Source organism: Streptomyces albiflavescens, assembly GCF_014645835.1.
Lineage (GTDB): Bacteria > Actinomycetota > Actinomycetes > Streptomycetales > Streptomycetaceae > Streptomyces > Streptomyces albiflavescens.
Genome location: NZ_BMMM01000005.1, coordinates 415,921 through 438,254, shown reverse-complemented (window position 1 = coordinate 438,254; position 22,334 = coordinate 415,921). Strand labels below are relative to the sequence as shown.

Below are 22,334 nucleotides of genomic sequence, written 5' to 3'. Positions count from 1 at the left end.
TCACGTGCCCAATGTGCTTCAACAGCCCCCGGATAGTTGTGCGGCACGTACGGCGCACAGCCTCTTGCCTCACATACCTGAAGCCTTCTGCCCAGACAACCAGCGCTCTCACTCCGGTGCCGACGCCCCACCTATGACCAGCTCTACGCGGAGGCCCGCCGCCGCAACATCCGCGGCCGCTCGTCGATGAACAAGGCGGGACGCAAGCGCAAGCTCGGGAGCTGACACCGACGAGCAAACCCCCGGCCCCACTCGAACGGCCGAGCGTCTTGGCGCCAGGACGCGTGGTCAGAGGGGCTGGAGCCGGGTGTGCAGGAGGCAGAATTCGTTGCCTTCCGGGTCGGCCAGGGTGTGCCAGTTCTCGGTGCCGGTCTGGCCGACGTCGGCGGGCCTGGCACCGAGGGCGAGCAGCCGTTCCAGCTCGGCGTCCTGGTCGCGGTCGGTGGCATTGACGTCGATGTGCAGTCGGAGCCTCCCGGTCCGCGGGTCGCTGCTGGGGCTGAGGACGAGGGTGGGCTGCGGGCCGCCGAAGCCGGCGCCGGGCGGCCCGATCTCGATGCTTCCGTCCTCCTCCCGGCCGAGTTCGACGTAGCCGAGGACCTCGCTCCAGAATGCGGCGAGCCGGTCGGGGTCGGCGCAGTCGATGACCAGTTCACTGATGCGGCATGCCATGCCCGTCAGTGTACGTAGACAACCCGCGAGCTGATCGCGCCGCTGGAGCGGTCAAGTCATCGACTCCAAAGCTTAGTTCGGAGAAGGTTTCTGCCGCGCCCACGCGGTCGCCTTCGCTGTCCCCGCCCTCCAGTCCGCCTTCTTGAAAGCCCATCACCCCGCCGTGCTGTATGCGGGGCTGCTGGAACACGACCCCGGATGTGACCGCGCCGGGTCATCGTCGCCGACGCGCGCCGCCACGACGTACCCGTGCTGCCCGTCGACGTCAATCACTCACGGCCGCAGCACAGTGTGGAGGAGACGCCGCAGGGGTTCGGAGTCCGGCCGGCCCTGTCCACGGTCAAGGGCATCAGCACGGACGAGGTCGCCCGTATGGTGGCCGGCCAGCCCTACACCGGCCTGCAGGACCCGTGGCAGCGCGCCCGCCCGTCGCCGCCGATCTCTCTTCGGGAAGCGACGGCCCGGCGTCGGGCGGCCCGAATTCGTCGTGCCGAGTGCTGCGGCGCTGGTACACCGTGACCCGGCGGCCGTGCTCGTCGGATTCGGAGCAGCGGACGAAGTACGCCTGCAGGACGCGCTGTTTGGCCCGGTCGCGATGTGTGGGGGCGGATGGCGCGCTCTCGTCGCTGACGACGACGATGCGGTGTACGGCCAGCATGGCGTCCGCTATCTGCTGTGGAGTGCCCTCCACGCCGTTCAAGGTGCCCGATTCCAGCGGGCCGCGGACCAGCGCCAGGTCGTGGACCCCGGTGAATTCGGCGGGCGAGACAAGGGCGGTGTCACGACGGGCTGCGGGGATGTACAGCACCCCGTCGCCCGCCTCATGGACCGCAGCGACCATCTTGGCCGTGGACAGTACGTCATCAACTCGGCTGGCCGCACTGTGCAGTGACAGTTCGACGGGATGCAGCCCGAGAAAGGTGAGAGCCATGACCGCGACGATCAGTCGGCAAGGCGGCGCGTGCAGGCGGTACGCGAGTGCGCGGAGCGCCGCGCCGATGAGGAGGGCGAGCCCGAGATAGCTGAAGAGGACGTAGCGGGAGAGGTAGACGGGATGGGCCAGGGAGACGGCGAGCAGCAGGAGTGGAGGAAGGACAAGCAGGGGCAGGGCAAGCACGGTGAGCGAGAGCCGAGTGCCGTTGGGCGTGCGGTGCTCGCGGCTCGGACGTGCGAGCCATGCGCAGAGTGCGCCCGCAAGCAGTGTTGATAAGAGGCCGAACAGGGTGCTCTGGCTGATCGGAGGGATCCAGGCGACCTGCCCCGACTGCGCCGTACTGGCCATGACGAGGGGCAGCGTGCCGATCACGGCGGCGGACGAGGCGACTGCCCAGCGCAGGACGGTCCCTCTGGGCGGGCGGGCGAGGGCAATCGTCACTGCGTGTGCGAACAGCACAAGGAGCGAGAACCAGTTGAACAGTGCGCCTGCCAGAACAGCCATGCTGTACGCAAACCAGTGGCCGGCGCCCGGGCTGTCGACTGCCTCGACCAACAGCCGGCAGGCGAGGGCGACGCAGGCCGCGACCAGTGCGTAGGGGCGTCCTTCCTGCGCGTGCTGCTGGACGGCGGGGATCAGGGCGAAAGCCAGGCCCGCGGCCAGGCCCGTGTACCCGTCGGCCAGTCGGGTGCCCAGGAGAGTGATCAGGGTGGCAGCGCCGGCCATGGCCAGGACGGAGGGCAGTCGTAGAGCGAGGAGGCTGTCACCGAAGACGGCGAAAATACCGTGCATGAACAGGTAGTAGAGGCCGTGGACGACATCGATCCGGTCCAGCATGTGCCAGATTTCGGGAACGGTCCTGTGGGCCACCTGCCACGTTGCCGCCTCGTCGCGCCACATGCTGTTCTCGCGCCTGATCCCCCACAGGCCAAGGAGAAGGGTGAGGGCTGCCGGACCGGCAGCACCGATTGAGTTTTTGGGCATGACAAGTTCCTGGATCGACGTGAAGGAGGAGTTGAGCAGAACGCCAGGCAGTCGCCGGACGATCCTGATCACTTGCAGGACGTTAGGCGGCGGAAGGGATCGAGGTCGTCACCTGCGATGACGACCAAGCGGGCCCGCCGTAGGAACGACGGCGGCCCCGGATACGGCCGGTGGACGTAGTCCTCAGGTGCCAGGCCGACCGGGAACTGCAGGGGGATATCAACAGCGAGCCTCATCGAGACAGCGCCGCAGCAGCCCGACCTGGTCGAAGGCGGCCCGCCGGGCGCCCATGCACGAGATCGTTCAGGCTGTTCCGTAACTGTGGAACGAACCCAAAAGCCTCTCGAAGCTCCGCTGACCAATCGCTGCCACGGGTCACCCTGGCCTGCACCGAACTTCCAGTCAACGATCTAGTGTGCCCCGCTCGGGGACGACGCCTACGGTGTGCCGGGAAGCCGGACCGTGATGAGGAGACCGCCGGCGGGGCGGGGGACGAAGTCGAGCGTCCCGCCGTGGGCGCGGACGATGCTGTGCACGATGGCCAGGCCGAGGCCGACGCCGGCGTGTTCGTCGGTGCGTACCCGTTCCGTTCCGCGCTGGAAGGGTTCGGTGAGGGTCGGTACCAGTTCCGGTGGCACTGGATGGCCCGTGTTCTCGACCCGCAGCACGCTGGTGTCGTGCTGTGCTTCGGTGTGGACCGTCACGGTGCCGCCGGCGGGGAGGTTGTGGACGATGGCGTTCTGGACGAGGTTCGTCACCATCCGCAGCAGGAGCTCCGCGGAACCGCTGGTCTGGGCCGCCCCGCCGGTGAGGTCGAGCGTGATCCGGCGCTGTTCGGCGAGGGGAAGCAGCGTTTCGGCGGCTTCTTCGGCGATGAGGGAGAGGTCGACGCTCTGGGGGGTGAAGTTTCCGCGGTCGCTGCGGCTGAGCAGCAGGAGGGCCTCGGTGAGGTCGATCGCGCGCGTATTGACAGCGTGTAGGCGTTCGATGAGTTCGCCCCGGTCCCGCGTGGGGTCCTTGCGGGCGACGTCGAGGAGCGTCCGCGAGATGGCCAGCGGGGTGCGCAGTTCGTGGGAGGCGTTCGCGGCGAACCTCTGCTGTTCGGCGACGTGCGACTCGAGTTGTTCGAGCATGGTGTCGAACACGTCGGCGAGTTCACGGAATTCGTCCTGGCGGCCTTCCATGCGAATCCGGTGGGACAGCGATCCGTTCCCGGCCGTCCGTGCCGCGGTCGTGATCTGTGTGAGCGGTGCGAGCATCCGGCCGGCGAGGATCCACCCCCCGACGAGGCCGAACACGAGCAGGAAGACCATCGCCACGGCCGCGGCGGGGGCGAAGGTGCGCACAAGGAGGTAGCGGTTGGGCGAGATACCCAGAAGGCCCTGGGAGTTGTCGGGTACGTAGCGCAGCAGGAACACCCACACCACGGCCAGCAGGAGAGCGCCGGCGACGGCGAGGAACCCGGCGTAGCTGAGGGTGAGTTTCAGTCGGGCGCTGAGCCCCGGTCGTCTATGCATGCCTGCTGCCGGGGCGGGTGGTGTCGGGGCCGGTGTCGATGCGGTAGCCGACACCTGGCACCGTGGCGATGATCCATGGTTCGCCGAGCCGTTTGCGCAGTGCGGAGACGGTGATGCGGGCGGCGTTGGTGAAGGGGTCGGTGTTCGCGTCCCAGGCCCGCTCCAGTAGCTCTTCGGTGCTGACGACACCGCCTTCGGCGGCGACGAGGACTTCGAGCACGGCGAACTGTTTGCGGGTGAGCGCGACGTAGCGTCCGTCGCGGAAGACCTCCCGGCGGAAGGGGTCGAGGCGCAGGCCCGCGATCTCGCGGACCGGGGGCCGGGCGTACGCGCGTCTGCGGTCGAGCGCCCTCAGCCGCAGGACGAGCTCCCGCAGCTCGAACGGTTTGGTGAGGTAGTCGTCGGCGCCGAGCTCGAACCCGGAAGCCTTGTCGTCGATCCGGTCGGCAGCGGTGAGCATGAGGATCGGGATGCCACTGCCGGAGGCTACGATGCGCCGGGCGACCTCGTCGCCGGAGGGGCCGGGGATGTCGCGGTCGAGGACTGCGAGGTCGTAGGAGTTGACGCTGAGCAGTTCCAGGGCGGAGTCGCCGTCGCCGGCGATGTCGGCGGCGATCCCCTCCAGCCGCAGACCGTCACGGACGGCTTCGGCCAGGTAGGGCTCGTCCTCCACGATCAGTACGCGCATGTCTGAAGCCTAAGCAGCACTACATATCGCCGACGTATGCAAAGGCATATGCAAAGACATATGCAAAGACATGTGCACACCGGACACGCGACTCAGCCTGCCGGTGCCGGCACGGGGCGGGGCTGGTCCGACGGCGCTTCCGTCGCGGTGCGCCACCAGCGGCGCGACGCCAGCGCGGCCAGCACGGCGCCGGCGGCGTTGACCAGTACGTCGTCCACGGAGGACACCCGGTCAAGGCGCAGGACGTACTGTGCGGTTTCGACCAGGACCGAGCAGCCCGCCCCGAGCGCCAGGATCCGCGGCACGGACGCCAGCGCCGCGAACCGCATCGGGGCGAAGAACCCCAGCGCCGCGAAGACCAGCAGGTTGCCGACGATCCCGAGCGGCCCCATCGTGACCAGGTCCCGCAGCGGTACCAGGCTCACCCGGTTGGGGACGGTGCCGGCCCCGGCGCCCGGCATCATGGTCAGCCATAGGAACGGCACCGTCCCGTGGACCATGCCCACCTCGGCCAGCGACATCCGCCACGCCGATGTGACACCGGCAACGCGCCGACGGCGCGCCAGAGCCCACACCACCAGTGCGGCCAACGGCAGCGCGACCAACGTCATGAGCACCACACCGTTGAACGTGTCGAAGCAGCCGTGCCACCGCCCGGCCATGCACATCGGAGCGGACATCATGAGCGGCCGCCGCACGACGAACACGGCGCTCGCCATGCCGAGGATCGCCAGGCCGAAGAGCACGATCCTGCGCGTGCGGCGGGGCGATGCCGACAGCGATGCGTTGTGGTTCATGCCCCCATTGGAGACGGCGGGCTGTTGCGGTGACGTATGCGATTTTCGATACGCCCGCGATACACGGAATCCCCGGCATCAAGGAACTGGCGCAGGCTGGCAGTGAGATGGTCCCGCCGCTGGTGGTAGCGCCAGCCCAGAGTGAACAAGAGCAGGGCAGGAGGCAACAACCCGATCGGTGAGCGACTGGCACGTCACGTTCAAGGTCCCCGGCCCGGTAGACCGCGCCACCAAGTAGAGAGGGAACGGGAGACGTCTGGCCCAGCTCTTGCTGGACCAGACGTGGGAAGGTTCCGGGCCCACCCGGAGCCTCCGTGAGTCCGTTACGTCGCCGGGCGGCTCTCCAACTCCCGCCGCCTGGCAGCCAGTGCCCTCGCCAATACCTTCGCCCGGTAGGGGTTCGCGACGCCGAGGGCTGTCGCCACTGTCACCGCCTCGTCCAACAGCGCCAGCCGTTGCCCCGGCATCTCCCGTACCAGAGGTGAGGCGCTGGCCTCCACCAGGACGTACGCCAGCTTTGACCCGTACACCTCCGGCTCGACCTGTGTGAGAAGGCGGTAAATCCACAGCCCCTCTGCACCGCGCACCACCCGTCGATTGGCGCTGAGTAGCTTGACCCTCGCCAGCACAACCATGTCCTGATCCACCGATCCCCCTTCATTCCCCTACTCCCGACCCGCGCCCGTCGCACGACGAGACAGCACAGCGAACGCGCCGGCAACCGAGAGCGGATGCCGGCACGAACGCCGGAGAGTGGATGACGACGAGTCTGCGGGGGGACCAGCACCTGCGACAAGCCCGAACGGACGTGCGCTCCGTCCTACCGCAACGGCCTCCGAGCAGGCATGATGGACCTGACACTCACCCAGGCTCGGCCCGTGGACCGCCCGTCTTTGGAGGCGCACCTCCCGCGGAGCACCTGAACGAGCCTGAGCTCTCCACCTGCTCGCTCAGATGTTGGACGAGGCCGGACCTCGGCGACACCGGCCGCGCCGACCAGCTCATCACCGAAGGCGAACACCCGCTGCCCGGCCGCTGGAGCGGGCGTGCGCCTTCGGCGCAGAACCTGGCATCTCGCGACGACCTTGACCAGCTCATGGGCCGCCGGCCCATGCTGGTCGCTCTGAAGACCGGCCACAACAGATTCGGCGAGGTCATTGATCGCTTGCTTTGGAACGACAGCCCGTTGCCCCAGAAATGATCCGTCTGGCTTGGCGCCCCGGGAGTAGGAGAGAGGGGGCCAAGCCACTCGTCTGGCGAGGACCCCATCCGACGTTGTTGTACTGCCGGCCGGGGCCATCCGAGTGTGCTGCGGCTGTGTCGGGCGGCAGTCGTCGAGCCGATTGACCATGCTGAGCGAGGACCAGCACCAAGCCGACGATGAGGGGTTAAGCATGCCGAACGACTCGGTCGCGCGCTTCCTGGCGGCCTTGGGACCTGACGACCGAGAGGCCGTAGCAGCCAAACCGAGGGAGGAGCAGGAGCGCCTCGCCGCGGCCTGGGAGCGGGAGTTGGAGGGCGACGACGAGCTCGACGTCCTCGACGAGGTGTCCCCGCCGGCGGCGGAGGCTGAGGCAGCTCGCCGCGTCCTTGGCCAAGTCCGCGACTAGACACCACCGATTCGCCGGGGGCACACGGGCGCAGCCTTCGACCGGGGGCCGGTCAGACTGCGCGGCTGCCTGGAGGCCACGAGCGGGCTTGGGCTGTCAACCGTCCGAGAGAGGACGAGATGGAGCCGGATCCGGAGTTCCGTGTACGTAGGGTCTACGATCCGCCGGAGCCGGCGGGGCGGGAGCTTACCCGGACCGAGGTTCCTCGCGACCCGCGCGACATCCTCGCGGAACTCTTCCGGATACGGCTTCGGCACAGCGACATCCTTCCGACCCGCCCCACGGGGCAAGCCAGTTCAGATGTCACCCGATCGTGCAGCAGACCCCGGCGCCGGGAAGATTGACGCTGGAGCAGGTGGCCGCCGACTTCGGTGTCCATGCGATGACGCTGTCCAAGTGGATGCGCCGTGCGGGCATCGACGACGGTGTGAAGCCCGGAACGACCACGCAGGAGAACACGGAACTGCGGGAGGCGCGTCGTCGAATCAAACTGCTGGAGCAGGAGAACGAGGCTGCGGCGGGTCGTGGCCTACCTGTCGCAGGCGAATCTGCCGGGAAAAGGATCTACCCGCTCGTGAAAGAACCGGCCTTCGCCTGGCTGCACCAGTTCAAACGACTCCGCATCCGCTACGAACGACGCGCCGACCTCCACCAGGGCCTGCTCGAACTCGCCTGCGGCCTCATCTGCCTCCGCCGCCTGCGTACCTCATCCTGAGACGGTCGCCGGTCCATGTGGTTTCAGAGCACATGCGGCCAGGCCGGCAGAGGCAGAGGCAGAGGCAGAGGTGAACCGGCCTACGGCTCGGCGAGCACGGCCAGGGTGTCGACCCCGACCCGGAACCAGGGTGCCAGCACGCTGCCTTGGAGCAGTGAGCCGGCCTGGCCCGAGGCATCCAGGGGAACTTGGCCGGAGATCGGGATCAGCGCACCCGAGCCGCCACGGCGTGGTTGTAGCCGTTGGCCGGAGGCCTGCCCTCGGGGCGGACGAGGTGGCGCACCGTCACGCTCTACCGCTCCGGGTCCCAGGCCACGAGCTGGTCGAAGAGACGTCGGTTGCCGTCGAGCTTCAGGGAGTCCAACGGAATACGGTCGTAGAGGGCGAGGACCAGCTCATTGGCCGTGCCTCGGGCGGAGGCGTCGGCCGCGTCCGGGTCCTCGTCGGCGGCGGTGGCGGGCATCGTGCCGGGTGTGGGCAGGCGGGCGGCCCGTGCGCCGTCGTCGGAGAGCCGGTTGCGCCAGGAGCGGCCCTCGGTGGCGTGGTAATCGACGGCAGCGGGCTCGTGCCGCCAGGCGACCGTCGTTGTGCAGATGGTGGACAGGAACTCCTCGACACCGTCGAGTGCCACCTCGTCCGGCAGCGGCTGCGGGGCGCCCAGGGTGAGCTGGGCGTCGTAGGTGTGCACCGCGATCTCGTGGAGCTGGCGTCGGGCGGCGGCAGCGCAGGTCTGCGGCGACTGCGACTTACCCCACCACGCCCAGCAACCGCGATCCGGGCCGGCCTCCCGCAGTGAGCAGGTCGGGGAAGTCCAGAGTGTTTTGCACTCCGGATATCTATCACTGTGCTCCGGCAACCGGACAGCGATTTTCATAGCCGACGCGGCTGGCGCGTGGCACGGGCCATGCGCCCTCGGATGATGCGGTGTCCTCATTCTGATCTCACCTCCCGGCTCTCACAGATCCGTGCGTAACGGTCTCCCGTTACACGGCTCTTGTCGTTCTGTTCGTCATGTCATCACGGCTGCGACGGTGCAGCGCCAGTGCGCGAACATGCGGGGGAATCGACGGGCGATCTCCGAACCGGCCGTAGTAATTGATCCAGCCGGCCACGACAGGGTTGATCCTGCGGGCAAGCTCCTTGAAGGAAAGATCGGTCATCCCGGAGAAGGAGGACCAGGAGATCTCGTGCAAGCAGCCGATTGATCAGCGGAGTAGGGGCGGGCGGTCGACACGCCGCGCAGCACCACCGCACGGGTCTTCATACCCGTACCTCCGGACGCGGGGCGCAGCGCAGCACGTCACGGCTGTCCAGCAGCGGGACGACCTTGCCGAGCACGATCTCCTGGAAGTGCGGGGTGGCGCAGTGCGCGGTGAAGTCGGCTTCCGAGACGTACTCCTCGTACAACAGGATCGCCCGCGGGTCCTCGGTGCCCTGGTGGACGCGGTAGGCGAGGTTGCCCGGCTCCTGGCGGGACGCGGCGGCCATGGTGTCGAGCAGGGGGAGGACGGTGTTCTCCTCGCCCTCTTTGGTGTGGTAACGGGCGACGACGACGTATGACATGGCGGCTTACTCCTGGGATGGCGCGGCAGGCCTCTTCAGAGCGGTGGGCGGAACCGGAGGCAGCTGGTCCCGGCGCAGGTGCCAGAGGCGGGGGTCGGACGTGGCAGCGGCAACGGACCCGAGGGCCAGTGCGAGCGCCACGTCCGAGGGGGTCTCCACGAAGCCCGCGGCGACCGACGGGGACATCGCGCGCAGTGCCTGCTCGTTCATCCGGGCGACGATCGGGGCGGGCATGATCTCGACCAGGTCCGGCGCCCCGCGCGAGACCGCGTCCGTGGAGCGGCGGAGATTGGACCGGTCGGTGACGAACACCTTCATCATCGTCAGCAGGCCGAGCGGCCGGCCCTTCTCTATCAGCGAGAGCCGGGTGCTGACCACGCCGTGCGCGCCCATGCTCTTGATGAACTCCAGCGCGCCCCGGTCCTGGGCCAGACCGGGGCTGCTGTCCACGTTCACGAACACGGTCTTCCCCGCACGGCACAGCGCCGGCACGACCTGGGGCAGCTGCCCCACCGTGAGCGACGCGACGATGCACACCTTGGCCGGTGCGGTCAGGAACTGCCGCAGCGGCTGGGGGGTGACGACCGACGCGATGACCGGGACCTCGGCCAGTGCGGAGGCCAGCCGGGCATCGATGGGGGCACCGGACCGGGACGGGGAAGGAGTCATGGCAAGGGCCTACCTGGGGTCGAGGGTCGGTGGCAGCTGAGGTCAGCTCAGCGGAGACGTACCGAAGCGGCTGGGAAGGCCCAGCTTGCCAGGGTTGAGGATGCCGGCCGGGTCCAGGGCGTTCTTCACCGCGACGAACGTCGCGAAGCCCGTCCCGAGGGATTCCTCCAGGTAGGGACCGCGCAGCAGGCCGCAGCCGTGGTGGTGGCTGAGCACCGCGGCGTGCTTGATGAGCACGGCGTTGGCCGCGTCCCACACCTTGCGGTACCAGTCGCGCCGTGACTCGGGCGCCACGTTTCCGCGGAGCGAGAAATAGACGCAGGCGCCGTCGGTGTACGCGTGGGACTGGTGGGCCGAGGCGGCCAGGGTGCCGTCCACCGCCTGAATCGCGGCGACGACCTCGTCGTAGATCAACGGGAGGTCGGTCCAGGACGCAGCCATCTCCAGGGTGTCGGCGACAAAGCCCGGACCCGGCTTGAAGCCGTCGGCGGACTTGCCGACCAACATCCGCTCGTCCAGCCAGCGCTCGAAGACGGCCTGGCTGTCCAGCTCGGGGCCGTACTCCTCGCAGACCTCCTTCGCCACCTTGACCGACGCGTCGACGATGGCCGGGTCGCCCTCGTCGGCGATGAGCAGGAGGTTGGTCTCCGGGTGGCCGAAGTGGGTGCCCGACTCCAGGGTGTCGTACAGCCGCAGGACGGCCGGGGTGGCACCGCGCTGCATGATCCTGCGGCAGGCGTCCAGGCCCTCCGCGAAGGTCTTGAAGCCGTACGCGGCGGCGCTCGCGTACTCCGGCAGCGGGTGAACCCGCAGCCGGGCCGAGATGATGACGCCGAGGGTGCCCTCGGAGCCGACGAACAGCTGGCGCAAGTCAGGGCCGATCGCGGCGCGGGCGTAGTCGCCGTATGTGGCCCGGGTGCCGTCCGCGTGCACGACGTCGACGCCGACGACCATGTCCTCGATCTTGCCGTACCGCGTGGAGAGCTGACCGGCGCCGCGGCAGGCGATCCAGCCGCCGACGGTGGAGACGGCGAACGCGGACGGCCAGTGGCCGGTGGTGACGCCGTACTCCTCCTGGAGCTGCTTCTCGAAGAGGTCGCCGAACATGCCGGCTTGGACGTCCACGATGTTCGACTCGGCGTCGAAGGCGATGATCTGGTTCAGCCCGCACACGTCCAGGACGACGCCACCGAAGACGGGGAGCGCGGCGCCGGTGACGTTGGAGCGGCCCGCCGAGGGGGTGACCGGGATGCCGGCCTCGTGGCAGATGCGCAGCACGGCCGCGACTTGGTCGGCGTCGGCCGCCTCGACGATCACGGCGTTCGGCGTCGCCGGACGGCCCTCGGTCTCGCCGATCATCGAACCGGCCCACCAGTCACGAGTCCGGGTGACGACCTCCTCGTGGGAGGTGTGCACCGCGTGCGCGGCCTCGCGCAGCGCCTCGACCACGGACTCCGGGACCTCGACCGGGTCGACCTGGAGCGCGGCCTCGCCGTCGCCGATCGGGGTGTTCTGCGCCCACTTGGCGACGCTGGGGGCGCCGACGGTGTAGTTGCCCCGGTTGAACGGGTGGGTGATGGTCTGACGGCTGATCATGCTGCTGCCCCTTCGAGAAGTACGGACTTTTCGTGACGGACGGCTGCGAGGTACTCGGCGACCGAGCGCTCGACCTCCGCCTCCGTGAGGTTCAGTTCCTGGCCGAGGATCGCGCCGACGGCCTCGGCGGCGTCGACGGAGGCGTCCCGGGCGAACAGCCGGGCGCGCGTGCGGCGGGAGAGGACGTCGTCGACCGACCGGGCCAGCTCGGCACGGGCCGCGTACACGACCTCCGCCTTCGTGTACGGAAGTCCCGCGACGATCGGCTCGGCCAGCGACGGGTCGTCCTGGATGAGGTCGCCGACGAAGCGGGCCTCGGTGCCGAAGCGTTCGCCCAGGTGCGCGGCGATGCCGCCGGACGCGGCGACGGCCTCGGCGTCGTAACCGGCACCGCCGAGGAGCGGCAGGTCGGTGGTGCGGCTCTTCCCCTTGCGGCCGAGGACCGTCATCACCTCGTCGATGACGAGCTCACCCATGTGCCGGCTGGTGGTGAGCTTCCCACCGGTCACCGTCACCATGCCGGTGCGGCCGACGGTGATGTGGTGGTCGCGGCGCATGTCGAGGGTGGCGCCTTCCTTGCCGCCGACCAGCGGACGCAGACCGCCGATGGAGCCGACCACGTCGTCCGGGGTGAGCTTCCCCTCGAAGGCGGTGTTGGCGCCCTCCAGCAGGAAGTCCATCTCCTCACGGGTGCAGTGCACGTCGTCGGGGGAGCCCTGGTAGTCCTCGTCCGTGGTGCCGAGCACGACGCTGTTGCCCCAGCGGGTGCAGGTCGCGCGGCGGGCTCGGCCGGGGATCGGCACGGTCACTGTGCAGTTGATCCGCACCTTGCCCCACGGCACGACGACGTGGACGCCCTTGGCGGGCCGTACCTGCGGCTTGTGACCGTCGTCCGCCTTCGCGTCGAGCTCGTCGGCCCACACCCCGGTGGCGTTGACGACGGCCCGCGAGCGGATGTCGATGGTGTCGCCGTCCGCCGAGACCCGGGCACCGGCCACCCTGCCCATCTGCATCAGCAGACCCTCGGCCCTGGCACCGTTGAGAACCGTCGCGCCGAGCGCGGCGGCGGTGCGGACGATCGTGAGGACGAGGCGGGCGTCATCGGTGCGGGCGTCGAAGTACATCAGCCCGCCCTTGAGGTTTTCGGCGCGCAGCGTCGGCGCCTGTGCGAGGACCTCGGGGACGGTGAGCCGCTGGTGGAGCCTGCCGATCCGCCAGCCGCCGACCAGGTCGTACGTCCACAGCAGACCTTCGAAGCCCTTGGCGAGGCGGGCGTCGAAGATGCCCTCCTTCTCCAGGATCGGGAAGAGGAACGGCAGCCGATGCACCAGATGCGGGGCGTTCTTGCGGAAGCGGTGACGCTCAAGGAGCGAGTGGCGGACCAGGTTGACGTTGCCCTGCTCGATGTAGCGCAGGCCGCCGTGCACCATCTTCGAGGACTTCGACGACGTACCGGATGCGAAGTCGTCCTTCTCGATGAGCGCGGCACGCAGCCCGCGCGAGGCGGCGTCGAGCACGGCATACGCCCCGGTGATGCCGCCGCCGATGACGAGCACGTCGTACGTGTCGTCGGCCAGCCGGTGCTTGAGGGCTGCCCGGTCAAGCAGCAGTGGCGTTCGGCGGGTCGCCGCGGCGCTGCGCCGCGGCTTCCGGGCGGGCATGGTGATCACAACATCAACTCCTGGTGTTTCGGTGCGGCGGCCGCGTGGTCGGATACGGGCGCCGGTGCGACGGCGAGGGGCCGTCAGCGGGGGGTGTGAGGTTCGGGGTCCTTCAGGGGGAGCAGTGCGGGGTCGTTCAGATGGGCGATCAGCACATCGCGCCAGGCGGTGCGCAGTTCGGTGCGCTCGGCCGTCGTGATCGACGGCTCGAAGACCCGGCCCTGAGGCTGCGCCTCGACGACCTCTTCGAGCGAGGACCACAGGCCCTGGGCGACCCCGGCCAGATACGCGGTGCCGCGCAGGCTCGCGGAGGCGGAGTCACAGACCCGTTCCAGCGGCAGGCCGGTCAGGTCGGCCTGAATCTGCATCAGCAGGTCGCTGCCGGAGACGCCGCCGCCGACCCGGAGCCGGGTGAACGGGGCGCCCATGGTGTCGACGACCCCGTCGATCAGGTCGCACACCGAGTGCGCGATCCCGTCGAGCACGGCGCGTGCGAGGTCGGCGCGAGTGGTGGCCAGGGTGAGCCCGGTGAGCGACGCGGTGGCCTCCGGGTGCCAGACCGGCGTACGGACCCCGGCGAACGCCGGGACGAGACGCGGGGTGCGGCCCGGCCGGGTGGGGACCCGGCCCGCTTCCTCACCGAGCTCTTTCGGCGACGCGAACAGGCCCAGATCGTCGCAGAGCCAGCGCAGCGTCGAACCCACGGTGGAGGTGTACGCCTCCAGGCTGTAGTGGCTGATGCCGCCCTGCCGCCGGCCGGGCTGGGCGAGCACCCCGGAGATGTCCGGCCGGGGCAGGGCGGGCGTGGTACCGGTCGCCGCGTCGACGAACGCGCCGGTCCCGTACATGCACATGCCCTGCCCGGCGTCGAGACCGCCGAGCGCGACGAGTGCGGCGTGCTGGTCGCCCATGGAGGCGGCCAGCGGGACGGCGATACCGAGGGCGGCCGGGTCGGTCGTGCCGAAACCGGTGTCGTCGGAGCGGAGTTCCGGCAGCAGGTCGAGGGGGAAGCCCAAGCGGCCGATCCATTCCTCGTCCCAGACGTGCCGCTCCAGCAGGTAGCCGCCGGTGGACGCGGCGTTGGTCGGGGTGGTGGCGTGTACGACGCCACCGGTGAGGCGCCAGATCAGCCAGGTGTCGACGGTGCCGAAGAGCAGCCGTCCCGCCCGGTGTGCCTCGGCCACCTCCGGGTGCGCGGCGATCTGCCGGGCCGCCCAGAGGAACGGGGCGCGGGCGCCGACCGGCCGGCCCTGCCGGGCCAGCAGGACGGCGTCCCACTCCGCCTCGTAGGCGGTGAGCTCGTGCGCATACCGGCGGTCCTGCCACACCACCGCGGGCAGCAGAGGCCGCCCGGTGACCCGGTCCCACAGCATCGCCGTGGCCCGCTGTGTGGACAGCGCGACCGAGGTGATCTCGATGCCCTCCTCGCGTGCCCCGCCGACGGCCCGGCGCGCCACCTCGACGGTGGCGGTCCAGATCTCCATCGGGTCCTGCTCGACCGAGAGGTCATTCGGATGGCTGACCTTGAGCGGCCGGTAGAACACCTCGTGGGTGGCGCCCGAGTCGAGCACGACTCCGGCCCTGGTGCCCGTGGTGCCCTCGTCGATGGACAGCACACCACGCCGTGGGGAGGCGCCGGGGAACGTCTGCGTCATGGCAGCCCTTTCATTCGAGCATCGCGAGCGAGCCGTGCGGAGGGATACGGAGGGGAGGGGACCTTCGCGCGGTAGCCAGGTCCGGCGGGGGGTCAGCGCGCAGTCACGGAGGGCGCCGCAGTGATGTCGCGGTCCTGGCCGGCGACCTTGTCGGGCGAGGCGGCCTTCGTCGGGTCCCACTTGATCATCAGGCAGGTGATCAGGCCGATCAGCGGTACGACGGACAACACCAGGAAGGTGCCGGCGAGTCCGAGCGAGTCCTTGATCTGCGGAAAGGCGTACAGGCCGGCGACACTGCCGAAGCTGCCGATCATCCCGGTGACGCCGGTGCCCAGGGCGCGGACGTCACTGCTGTAGGAGAGCGCGGCGATGGACTTGCCGTTGGCGCCGGGGCCCGCCGAGTGGCAGAGGATGAACAGCACCGGCAGCAGGAACGCCACGGCCGTGGGCACCTTCTCGAAGGTCAGCCCCATCGCCACCAGGGCCACGAAGACCCCGGCAAAACCGGCAGCGGAGCTGAGCCGCAGCCCGACGCGGCGGCCGAAGTACGCGGACAGCAGCCCGCCCGCAATACCGAAGGCATTGAACACCAGCGAGCCGATGGTGGCCTTCTCGAAGCTCTCGCCGAAGATCGCCAGGCTGATCAGCGGGAGGTACCAGCCGACCGCGAAATACTGCATCGACTGCCCGAGCGAGATCACCGAGGAGAGGATCGTGCGCGGCAGGTACTCGCCCTTGAACAGGAGCCCGGCCTGGCGGAACCCGATGGCGGGTGCCTCGGCTGCGGTGCGGGTCACCGCGTCGGGCGTACCGACGACGGCCTTGATCCCGTAGATCCGATCCAGGTTGGCGACGGACTCGTCCAGCCGGCCCTTGCTGGCCAGCCAGGTTGGGCTCTCCTTGAGCATCAGCGCCTGGCTCAGCAGCAGCGCGACGGCGACGACTGCGGCCGAGCCGACCGACCAGCGCCAGATGTCGGCGCCGACGTCCAGGTTGAAGAAGACCAGGGCCAGGGCGAGGTTGCTGGTGGTGGCGATGTACCAGACGGCTTGCCACAGGTTGAGCCGGCCGCGCAGCTTCGCGGGCGTGTACTCGGCGAGCAGTGCCATGGCGACCGCGAAGTCCATGCCGTACGCGACACCCACGAGGACCCGGCCGAGCCAGACGACGGTGAAGTCACCGGCGAACGCGGCGACCAGGCCACCCGCGATCGCAAACACCTTGGCGATGAGCAGCGGGGGAACGCGGCCGATGCGGGTGGCGAGCCAGCCACCGAAGGGGTTGAAGATGATCGCCAGCGCCGGGGCAGTGGCCGTGAGGATCGAGACTTGGGTGGTGGTGAGCTCCATCTGGGACGTCATCGGTCCCAGACCGGCGCTCAGCGCCGCGTTCGAGTAGGCGTCGAGGAACAGCCCGCCGAACACAAGGAACCAGATGACCCGCGCCCGGCCGGTGATCTTTCCCAGCCCATCAATAAGCGCAACGACGTCGGCGACGCCCCTGACGCTCGGATGTTGTGCCATGAATCCGCCTTCGAGGGAGACCCATCGGCGGCACGGGGGGAGGCACAGAAAAAGGCATGACGAAGCCACCGACAGGTGGTCTGTGTCTATGCCTGTCAAAACACTGCGGAAAGCGCCGCAGCAAGTGAACTGCTGGAACTGCCAATTACGCTGTGCAGTGAGGTTAAGAACGAGTCAGGAGAAACGTCAAGGGTTTCAGCCAGGTTACCGAAACGTGACGGGTGCCCAGTACGAGGCGCAGGCGGGTGGGGTCTGTCCAACGAACGGCCCTGTCGCAGATTCGGTGGTGACGGAGTGTGAGTCAGCTGAGCAGGTTCCGGTGCCGGAGGAGGGGGAAGCCGGCGCCGTCGGAGACGAGCTCGCGGATGATCTGCCACATGGTGTGGCGACTGCGCGGGTCGAGGCCGGTGGTCGGCTCGTCGAGGAAGATGATCCGCGGGTTGCCGACCAGGGTCATCGCGAGGTCGCGCGCACGAAGCGTCTCCACCAGTTGGCCGAACAGTGGAACGACGGCCCCACCCTGGACGCGTCCATGTACCGATGGTCGACGGTCCATGCCGACCCTGACGAAGCACTGGGCCCGCGAGGAAAGCCCGTAAGTGCCTGGCGGCCGCACACGGGCGGATCACCTTCGTCGACCGCACCAACGAATCCACCGCGCACGCCGAACTGTTCACGGGGCACGGCAAGGCGGCCGTCATCGCCTCCCGCAAGCTCGGCGACCTCGACCTGATGCAGGGTGCGGCCGGCCGAGTGTTCCTCACCGGACACCCCACCGGCACTCCACGCACCAAGGGCACCGGGGTCACCCGCGTCAACGCCCCCTCGAACACGGATGTCTCCACCCTGGGGCGTCTCGCCGTCCACCCGGTCCTCACTCCCGGCGTCCGCGCCGGCATGGAACGGGTCAAGAACGCGGGCAAGGGCTTCACCAAGGCCGAAGCCTCCGCGCAGGACGGGTCCGCGCAGGCCCCCGCAAGCGTGCCGACGGACGCGCCGACGACGGTGACCTCCACCGCCCACCACGTCGTGCACCTTGTCGACGAAGTACGGGTCCGTCGACAACTTGAACGTCTGAGAGCGGTGCGGTTGGAGGCCGAACGCCCGCCAGATCCGTGACACGATCGACTGCGACAGGCCCATCTCCTTGGCCATTGCCCTCGTCGACCAGCGAGTTGCGTTCTTCGGCGTGCTCTCCAGCGTCTTGGTGACCACCGCGGCGACCTGTTCGTCGGTGACCGTTCTCGGGCCGCCCGAACGCGGCATGTCACCCAGGCCGGCGATCCGGTGCTCGACGAACCGCGCCCGCCAGCGCCCCACCGCGTGCGGTGTTGAGCCGAGTTGGGCGGCCACGTCCTTGTTGGACGCCCCACTCGCGCACGCGAGGATGATGCGGCACCGCAGGGCCCAAGCCTGCGGCGTAGAACGGCGCCGCACCCAGCCCTCCAGCGCAGCCCGTTCCTCATCCGACAGAACTAACTCGGCCTTCGGCCGTCCAGTACGCGCCACCCCGTCACCCTGCACATCTGAACGCAACTCCTGACTCGGAAGACCAGGGCGTGTATCGAAAGTGCCTGGTGAGGATGGCGGAGAGCCCATTTGTGATCCAGAATGATTGGATGGTCACGCTTGAGACTCCCCGTTTGATCCTGCGTCGCTGGCGCGAGGAAGACGTTGCGCCCATGGCTGCCGTCAATGCCGACCCTGAGGTCATGCGGTGGATCCGTGACGGCAGCGTCCGTGACGAACAGCAGACTCGCAGCGGGGTCCAGGCATGGGAGAGCGAGTGGGAGTCACAGGGCTTCGGTCTGTTCGCCGTGGAGATCCGGTCCACTGGCGAGCTGGCCGGGTTCACCGGCCTTTCGGTGCCCGACTTCTTGCCGGAGGTACTGCCGGCGGTTGAGGTCGGCTGGCGGTTGGGACGTTCCCACTGGGGGCAGGGCTTGGCCACCGAGGCCGCTGCGGCCGCTGTACGGTTCGGGTTCGAAGAGCGAGGGCTGGAGCGGATCGTCAGCATCACTCAAGTGGGCAACGACGCCTCCGAACGGATCATGACCAAACTGGGGATGCATCCGGTCCGTGAGACCGTCAATCCCACCTGCTGCCGGCGAGTACGGGTGTTCGAGTTGTCGTCGGACCAGTACGTCACAACCACTCGTTGATGGCGGCAACGAGGCCGCGATACTGATCATCGGCGCCCTGTACGAGTCCGGTGGGCGAGCTTGAACACCCTCGTGACCGTCATGACCGCAGTCTCCCTCGGACGCCCTCTGGCGCGCGTACGCCTGGCGCGGATCTGGTGTATGTCGTCTACTCCGTGGGCGTGGGAAGTAACCACAGCCCAGTGCGTCGGCGATACACCAAGCCCATAAGCCGTATTTGGGCTATGCAGAGTCGAGTCATGCGTTCGAGTGTGGTCACGGCTGGGTCCCGGTGATGTCAGTGGCAGCTGTCAGGATGACGCGCATGACGATCAAGGATGTAGCCCGGCATGACGTGAGTGAGCAGCGGATCGAGCAGGCGCTCGAGGACATTCGGTGGCGGGCCCGTCGTCGTTGGCACACGATGCAGTACGACTGCTACTCCGATGAGGAGCTGACGGCGATGCGTGACGACCTCCTCGACCACGTCGCTGCCAGCACGGTGACGGACCCTCAGCTCAGCGCCGTTCAGTCACGCATCGTCCTGCGCACCGCGGCGGAGTGCTCCCTGGGATTCTTGGAGCTCGGCCTCTATCCCAACGGCGATCAAGAGATCTTCTTTCCTCTCATTGACGAGAGCATCAGCAGCGAGGACAAGGACTTCGAGGCCGTGGTGGAGCACGCATCCACCGCAGGGGACTGGTTGGACGCGTTCGCTCTGTGCGTGATCAGCGGCATGATCTGGGAACGGGACCGTGTGATCGGGTTGCTGCTGCGTGACCACGCGCCCGCGATCGACGACGGGGCGCCGTACTCGAAGCTGGAATCAAAGTCGGATCCGGCCGAACTGGTGGAGATGGACACCCTGGCCTGCTACCTCACCAAGGCCCGTGGGCATCTGCCCCGGGACTGGCCCTCGGTGACGTTGTGCATGCCGGAGGTCGACGAGCGACTCGATGCCGCGCTGCGCTTCAAAGCGCTCGGCTCCTTGACGCCGGATCAGCAGCTGTTGCGCGTGCTGCTGGAGGATGACCAGGCAGCCTTCGAACGGGCTCTGGCGCATCGTCTTGTCCAGCACCGCGAGAGCGCACCCTCCGATGCGGCACCCTGTAGCCTCCTGCCGCAGAAGACGATCGCCCTGGCCGCTCTGGCAGTCCAGGTACACGGCTGGGACTTGCGCGTCCGATCTGACTACCTGCCGCAGGCCTTGACAAGTGCTCCGGAAGGCGCGCCCTCTGTCAGAGGCTGAGCCGCCTACGGGCGCAGCTCCCCGGAGTTGACCTGCGACACCGGGCAGCACACGCGCGGCGGGCAGCTGGGCCTCGCCAGCTCTGTTCTCTAGCTCTTCTCGAGGGCGGCGATGCCCCGGTCCGTGGCGACGTAGACGCGTCCGCCGTGGACGAGGGGGCGGTGGGTCGACCCGGACTCCGGTCCTTCGAAGCCGATCTTCCAACGCTGCCTGCCGAGCCGGTCCAGGGCGTAGAGTCGCGAGCCCAGGCAGGCGTAGACGGTGTCCCCGAAGACCGTCGGGTCGCTGTACGACGAGGCGTCGCCGCCGCCCTTGAAGATCCATGACGTGGACCCGGCGGCCGGGTTGAGGGCCACCACGCTGCCCTGGCCCGAAGCGACGGCGAGGTCGCCGAAGCGGGCGGAGGTGAAGTACCTCCCGCCGCCGATGTCGTCTTTGCTCGTCTTCCACAGCTGCTTGCCCGCAAGGCTGAAGCCGTGCAGGAACATCTCTTCCCACCCCGACTCGCCATCCCCGGAAGCGACAACCAGCGTGTCGCCGATGCGTGTGGGCCGCCCGGTGTTGCGTCCGGTCCGGACCGCCCAGGTCCGCGTCCCGTCCTTGGCATCCAGCGCGACCAGCCTCTTCCCGAAGGTGCCGACGTACACCGAACCGCCGGCCACCGCCGGCTCGCTGGTCGGCCCAGCCGGGGTCGGCGCCTCCCAGGCCACGCTGCCGTCGGGGGCGTACGCGCGCACGCTGCCCCTGCTCTCCGTGCCGGTCGTCACCAGTACGAGGTCCCCCGCGGCCACGGGGAACTGGCTGCCGCCCCCGTCGATCGTCCGCTTCCAGCGCACCCTGCCCCGCGGATCGACGGCGTACAGCTCGGCAGCCCCCTCCCCGTTGCCCGCGGTCAGGCAGTACGCGCCGTCGGCCGTGGCCAGGGGAGACAACACCGGCCGGCGCAGCTTGACGCTCCAGAGCTTCCTGCCGTTCGGGGAGACGGCGTGCAGTGCGCCGTCCATGCCTCCGACGTACAGCCGGCTCCCGTCGGGCGACAGCGCCGCACACGCGCCGCGGCCCCCTAGCCCTCCTGTCCCGTACTCCCAGCGCACCCCCGTGGACCGCGGCCCGGCCGGGGAACCCGTCGCTCCGGCCTTGTCGTCCCCCCGGTCGCGCAGCCACAGCCATCCGCCCGCCCCCGCACCGGCGACCACCGCGGCGCCTCCCACCGCGGCTGGCAGGAGGCCGCGCCGGGACGGCGGCACGTGAGGCGGCTCGGAGGCCGGGACGTCCGTGAGGGTCACCGGCGCGACGTACTCGACCCGGCTCTCCCGCTCCGCCGACTCCCACGCGGGCACCCATCGCTCACCGCTGCCGGACGGTTCGGGAGCGGCATCGCCGGTGAACCATCCCGGCCACACGCCCGCCTGTAGCGATCCCGCGTCGTGCCCCGCGGCCGCCACCACCTCCCGGGGAGTGGGCCGCTCCCCGGGCTCCTCCCGCAGGCACGACTCCACCAGCGGCAGCACCGGCTCCGGCACCCCGGTCAGATCGAAGTCCCGGGTCAGGATCCGCAGCAGGATGACCGAATCCCGGCCCTCGCCGAAGGGCTCACGCCCACTGGAGGCGTACGCGAGGACCGCCCCCAGCGAGAAGACGTCGCTGGGCGGCCCCACCTCGGCACCGTTGCGGATCTGCTCCGGCGAGACGTAACCGACCGAGCCGACGATGGTCCCGGTCGTGGTCAGCGCAGTCGCCTCCAGCGCCCATACGATCCCGAAGTCGATGACGCGCGGACCTTCGGGCGCGAGCAGGATGTTGGATGGCTTGAGGTCCCGGTGGACCATGCCCTTGGCGTGGATCGCGGCGAGCGCCTCGCCGAGCGCCGCCGCGAGCACGCGGACCGCGTCCTCGGGCAGCGGACCGCCGTCCAGGACGGCCTCGCGCAGGTTCGGGCCGTCGATGAACTCGGTGGCCATCCACGGCCGTTCGCCCTCGGTGTCCGCGTCGACCACCCGCGCGGTGTACGTCCCGGTGCCGCCGACGGTCTGCGCGGCCCGTACCTCCTGACGGAACCGGGCGCGGAAGGTGCGGTCTTCGGCGTGCTCGGCCCGCACCACCTTCACGGCGAGGCGGAGCCCGGTCCGCGACTCGGCGAGATACACCTCGCCCATGCCTCCCGCTCCGAGCCTGCCGAGTACCTCGTACGGGCCGATCCGGCGCGGATCCGTCTCACGCAGCGCCTGCACCCCGTGCTCCCCCTGTCCGCCGTACTGTCGCCAGAGGGAGCGTATACGCCGTGTACTGGCTGTGTACGCGTCAGGCGGCCATCGGGGCGGTCAGAGCGCGGGGACGCAACGCCCGTCCTCCGTACGGCA

19 protein-coding genes and 5 pseudogenes are annotated in these 22,334 nt (G+C 69.2%); 7 read left to right on the top strand and 17 right to left on the bottom strand.

The genetic code is table 11. The annotated features are described in order from the left end of the window. Nucleotides 1-103 precede the first annotated feature (103 nt). Nucleotides 104-225, top strand: a pseudogene (locus IEY95_RS49060) (plasmid stabilization protein); the annotation flags it as partial. Nucleotides 226-288: 63 nt separating this feature from the next. On the opposite strand, the gene IEY95_RS17185 reads toward IEY95_RS49060, so the two are convergent. After that, a complete protein-coding gene (locus IEY95_RS17185) occupies nucleotides 289-672 on the bottom strand; it encodes a VOC family protein (RefSeq protein WP_189186879.1) in 384 nt (127 codons plus the stop codon). Nucleotides 673-757: 85 nt separating this feature from the next. Here IEY95_RS17185 and IEY95_RS17180 point away from each other — a divergent pair. Continuing rightward, nucleotides 758-1,122, top strand: a pseudogene (locus tag IEY95_RS17180) (helix-hairpin-helix domain-containing protein); the annotation flags it as partial. Here the strand turns inward: IEY95_RS17180 and IEY95_RS17175 are convergent. The 5 genes from IEY95_RS17175 to IEY95_RS17155 form a co-directional block, all read right to left on the bottom strand. Then, complete coding sequence (locus IEY95_RS17175) at nucleotides 1,022-2,590, bottom strand: glycosyltransferase family 39 protein (protein ID WP_189186878.1); 1,569 nt, start codon at nucleotides 2,588-2,590, stop codon at nucleotides 1,022-1,024. The pseudogene IEY95_RS17180 and the gene IEY95_RS17175 sit on opposite strands and share 101 nt — an antisense overlap. A gap of 437 nt (nucleotides 2,591-3,027) precedes the next feature. Next, on the bottom strand, nucleotides 3,028-4,107 hold the full coding sequence (locus IEY95_RS17170; protein ID WP_189186877.1) for a sensor histidine kinase: 1,080 nt from the start codon (nucleotides 4,105-4,107) through the stop codon (nucleotides 3,028-3,030). Continuing rightward, on the bottom strand, nucleotides 4,100-4,795 hold the full coding sequence (locus IEY95_RS17165) for a response regulator transcription factor (protein ID WP_189186876.1): 696 nt from the start codon (nucleotides 4,793-4,795) through the stop codon (nucleotides 4,100-4,102). The genes IEY95_RS17170 and IEY95_RS17165 overlap by 8 nt, the downstream gene beginning before the upstream one ends. A 92-nt stretch (nucleotides 4,796-4,887) precedes the next feature. Continuing rightward, nucleotides 4,888-5,592 (bottom strand): VanZ family protein, encoded by a 705-nt coding sequence (locus IEY95_RS17160; protein WP_189186875.1) that lies wholly within the window; start codon nucleotides 5,590-5,592, stop codon nucleotides 4,888-4,890. Between the two features lie 323 nt (nucleotides 5,593-5,915). Then, complete coding sequence (locus IEY95_RS17155; protein WP_189186874.1) at nucleotides 5,916-6,239, bottom strand: hypothetical protein; 324 nt, start codon at nucleotides 6,237-6,239, stop codon at nucleotides 5,916-5,918. Nucleotides 6,240-6,986: 747 nt separating this feature from the next. Here IEY95_RS17155 and IEY95_RS17150 point away from each other — a divergent pair. Both IEY95_RS17150 and IEY95_RS17145 read left to right on the top strand, forming a co-directional pair. After that, on the top strand, nucleotides 6,987-7,202 hold the full coding sequence (locus IEY95_RS17150) for a hypothetical protein (RefSeq protein ID WP_189186873.1): 216 nt from the start codon (nucleotides 6,987-6,989) through the stop codon (nucleotides 7,200-7,202). Between the two features lie 560 nt (nucleotides 7,203-7,762). Continuing rightward, nucleotides 7,763-7,917, top strand: a pseudogene (locus IEY95_RS17145) (IS5/IS1182 family transposase); the annotation flags it as partial. Nucleotides 7,918-8,209: 292 nt separating this feature from the next. Here the strand turns inward: IEY95_RS17145 and IEY95_RS17140 are convergent. The 9 genes and pseudogenes from IEY95_RS17140 to IEY95_RS17100 all read right to left on the bottom strand — a co-directional run. Further along, nucleotides 8,210-8,791 (bottom strand): maleylpyruvate isomerase N-terminal domain-containing protein, encoded by a 582-nt coding sequence (locus IEY95_RS17140; RefSeq protein ID WP_373294478.1) that lies wholly within the window; start codon nucleotides 8,789-8,791, stop codon nucleotides 8,210-8,212. A gap of 109 nt (nucleotides 8,792-8,900) precedes the next feature. Continuing rightward, complete coding sequence (locus IEY95_RS50705; RefSeq protein ID WP_373294485.1) at nucleotides 8,901-9,077, bottom strand: group II intron maturase-specific domain-containing protein; 177 nt, start codon at nucleotides 9,075-9,077, stop codon at nucleotides 8,901-8,903. Nucleotides 9,078-9,177: 100 nt separating this feature from the next. Then, a complete protein-coding gene (locus IEY95_RS17130; protein ID WP_189186871.1) occupies nucleotides 9,178-9,480 on the bottom strand; it encodes a putative quinol monooxygenase in 303 nt (100 codons plus the stop codon). Between the two features lie 6 nt (nucleotides 9,481-9,486). Further along, entirely contained in the window at nucleotides 9,487-10,149 is a 663-nt protein-coding gene (locus tag IEY95_RS17125; RefSeq protein WP_189186870.1) for a glycerol-3-phosphate responsive antiterminator, read from the bottom strand. 42 nt (nucleotides 10,150-10,191) lie between these two features. Beyond that, nucleotides 10,192-11,745 (bottom strand): FAD-binding oxidoreductase, encoded by a 1,554-nt coding sequence (locus tag IEY95_RS17120; RefSeq protein WP_189186869.1) that lies wholly within the window; start codon nucleotides 11,743-11,745, stop codon nucleotides 10,192-10,194. Next, nucleotides 11,742-13,415, bottom strand: coding sequence for a glycerol-3-phosphate dehydrogenase/oxidase (locus IEY95_RS17115; RefSeq protein ID WP_189186868.1), 1,674 nt, complete (start codon nucleotides 13,413-13,415; stop codon nucleotides 11,742-11,744). The genes IEY95_RS17120 and IEY95_RS17115 overlap by 4 nt, the downstream gene beginning before the upstream one ends. 74 nt (nucleotides 13,416-13,489) lie before the next feature. Continuing rightward, entirely contained in the window at nucleotides 13,490-15,061 is a 1,572-nt protein-coding gene (locus IEY95_RS17110) for an FGGY family carbohydrate kinase (protein ID WP_189186867.1), read from the bottom strand. A 92-nt stretch (nucleotides 15,062-15,153) separates the two neighbouring features. Next, entirely contained in the window at nucleotides 15,154-16,584 is a 1,431-nt protein-coding gene (locus IEY95_RS17105; protein WP_189186866.1) for an MFS transporter, read from the bottom strand. 343 nt (nucleotides 16,585-16,927) lie between these two features. After that, nucleotides 16,928-17,059, bottom strand: a pseudogene (locus IEY95_RS17100) (ABC transporter); the annotation flags it as partial. A gap of 257 nt (nucleotides 17,060-17,316) precedes the next feature. Here IEY95_RS17100 and IEY95_RS17095 point away from each other — a divergent pair. Continuing rightward, complete coding sequence (locus tag IEY95_RS17095; protein WP_189186968.1) at nucleotides 17,317-17,703, top strand: hypothetical protein; 387 nt, start codon at nucleotides 17,317-17,319, stop codon at nucleotides 17,701-17,703. Nucleotides 17,704-17,751: 48 nt separating this feature from the next. Here the strand turns inward: IEY95_RS17095 and IEY95_RS17090 are convergent. Continuing rightward, a pseudogene (locus tag IEY95_RS17090) lies at nucleotides 17,752-18,183 on the bottom strand (helix-turn-helix domain-containing protein); the annotation flags it as partial. Between the two features lie 20 nt (nucleotides 18,184-18,203). On the opposite strand from IEY95_RS17090, the gene IEY95_RS17085 reads away from it, so the two are divergent. Then, on the top strand, nucleotides 18,204-18,746 hold the full coding sequence (locus tag IEY95_RS17085; RefSeq protein WP_189186865.1) for a GNAT family N-acetyltransferase: 543 nt from the start codon (nucleotides 18,204-18,206) through the stop codon (nucleotides 18,744-18,746). 304 nt (nucleotides 18,747-19,050) lie between these two features. Then, nucleotides 19,051-19,974 carry an immunity 49 family protein gene (locus tag IEY95_RS17080; protein ID WP_308429314.1) on the top strand — a complete coding sequence of 308 codons (924 nt, stop codon included), beginning with the start codon at nucleotides 19,051-19,053 and terminating at the stop codon, nucleotides 19,972-19,974. Nucleotides 19,975-20,063: 89 nt separating this feature from the next. Here IEY95_RS17080 and IEY95_RS17075 read toward each other — a convergent pair whose 3' ends face one another. Further along, nucleotides 20,064-22,205 carry a serine/threonine-protein kinase gene (locus IEY95_RS17075; RefSeq protein WP_189186864.1) on the bottom strand — a complete coding sequence of 714 codons (2,142 nt, stop codon included), beginning with the start codon at nucleotides 22,203-22,205 and terminating at the stop codon, nucleotides 20,064-20,066. Between the last annotated feature and the right edge of the window lie 129 nt (nucleotides 22,206-22,334).

Coding starts and splice junctions, on each gene's coding strand:
- IEY95_RS17120 (WP_189186869.1), bottom strand. CDS start 11,745: ATGATCAGCCGTCAGACCATCACCCACCCGTTCAACCGGGGCAACTAC.
- IEY95_RS17185 (WP_189186879.1), bottom strand. CDS start 672: ATGGCATGCCGCATCAGTGAACTGGTCATCGACTGCGCCGACCCCGAC.
- IEY95_RS17150 (WP_189186873.1), top strand. CDS start 6,987: ATGCCGAACGACTCGGTCGCGCGCTTCCTGGCGGCCTTGGGACCTGAC.
- IEY95_RS17095 (WP_189186968.1), top strand. CDS start 17,317: ATGCAGGGTGCGGCCGGCCGAGTGTTCCTCACCGGACACCCCACCGGC.
- IEY95_RS17165 (WP_189186876.1), bottom strand. CDS start 4,795: ATGCGCGTACTGATCGTGGAGGACGAGCCCTACCTGGCCGAAGCCGTC.
- IEY95_RS17110 (WP_189186867.1), bottom strand. CDS start 15,061: ATGACGCAGACGTTCCCCGGCGCCTCCCCACGGCGTGGTGTGCTGTCC.
- IEY95_RS17130 (WP_189186871.1), bottom strand. CDS start 9,480: ATGTCATACGTCGTCGTCGCCCGTTACCACACCAAAGAGGGCGAGGAG.
- IEY95_RS17175 (WP_189186878.1), bottom strand. CDS start 2,590: ATGCCCAAAAACTCAATCGGTGCTGCCGGTCCGGCAGCCCTCACCCTT.
- IEY95_RS17080 (WP_308429314.1), top strand. CDS start 19,051: ATGACGATCAAGGATGTAGCCCGGCATGACGTGAGTGAGCAGCGGATC.
- IEY95_RS50705 (WP_373294485.1), bottom strand. CDS start 9,077: ATGACCGATCTTTCCTTCAAGGAGCTTGCCCGCAGGATCAACCCTGTC.
- IEY95_RS17085 (WP_189186865.1), top strand. CDS start 18,204: ATGGTCACGCTTGAGACTCCCCGTTTGATCCTGCGTCGCTGGCGCGAG.
- IEY95_RS17170 (WP_189186877.1), bottom strand. CDS start 4,107: ATGCATAGACGACCGGGGCTCAGCGCCCGACTGAAACTCACCCTCAGC.
- IEY95_RS17160 (WP_189186875.1), bottom strand. CDS start 5,592: ATGAACCACAACGCATCGCTGTCGGCATCGCCCCGCCGCACGCGCAGG.
- IEY95_RS17125 (WP_189186870.1), bottom strand. CDS start 10,149: ATGACTCCTTCCCCGTCCCGGTCCGGTGCCCCCATCGATGCCCGGCTG.
- IEY95_RS17105 (WP_189186866.1), bottom strand. CDS start 16,584: ATGGCACAACATCCGAGCGTCAGGGGCGTCGCCGACGTCGTTGCGCTT.
- IEY95_RS17140 (WP_373294478.1), bottom strand. CDS start 8,791: ATGAAAATCGCTGTCCGGTTGCCGGAGCACAGTGATAGATATCCGGAG.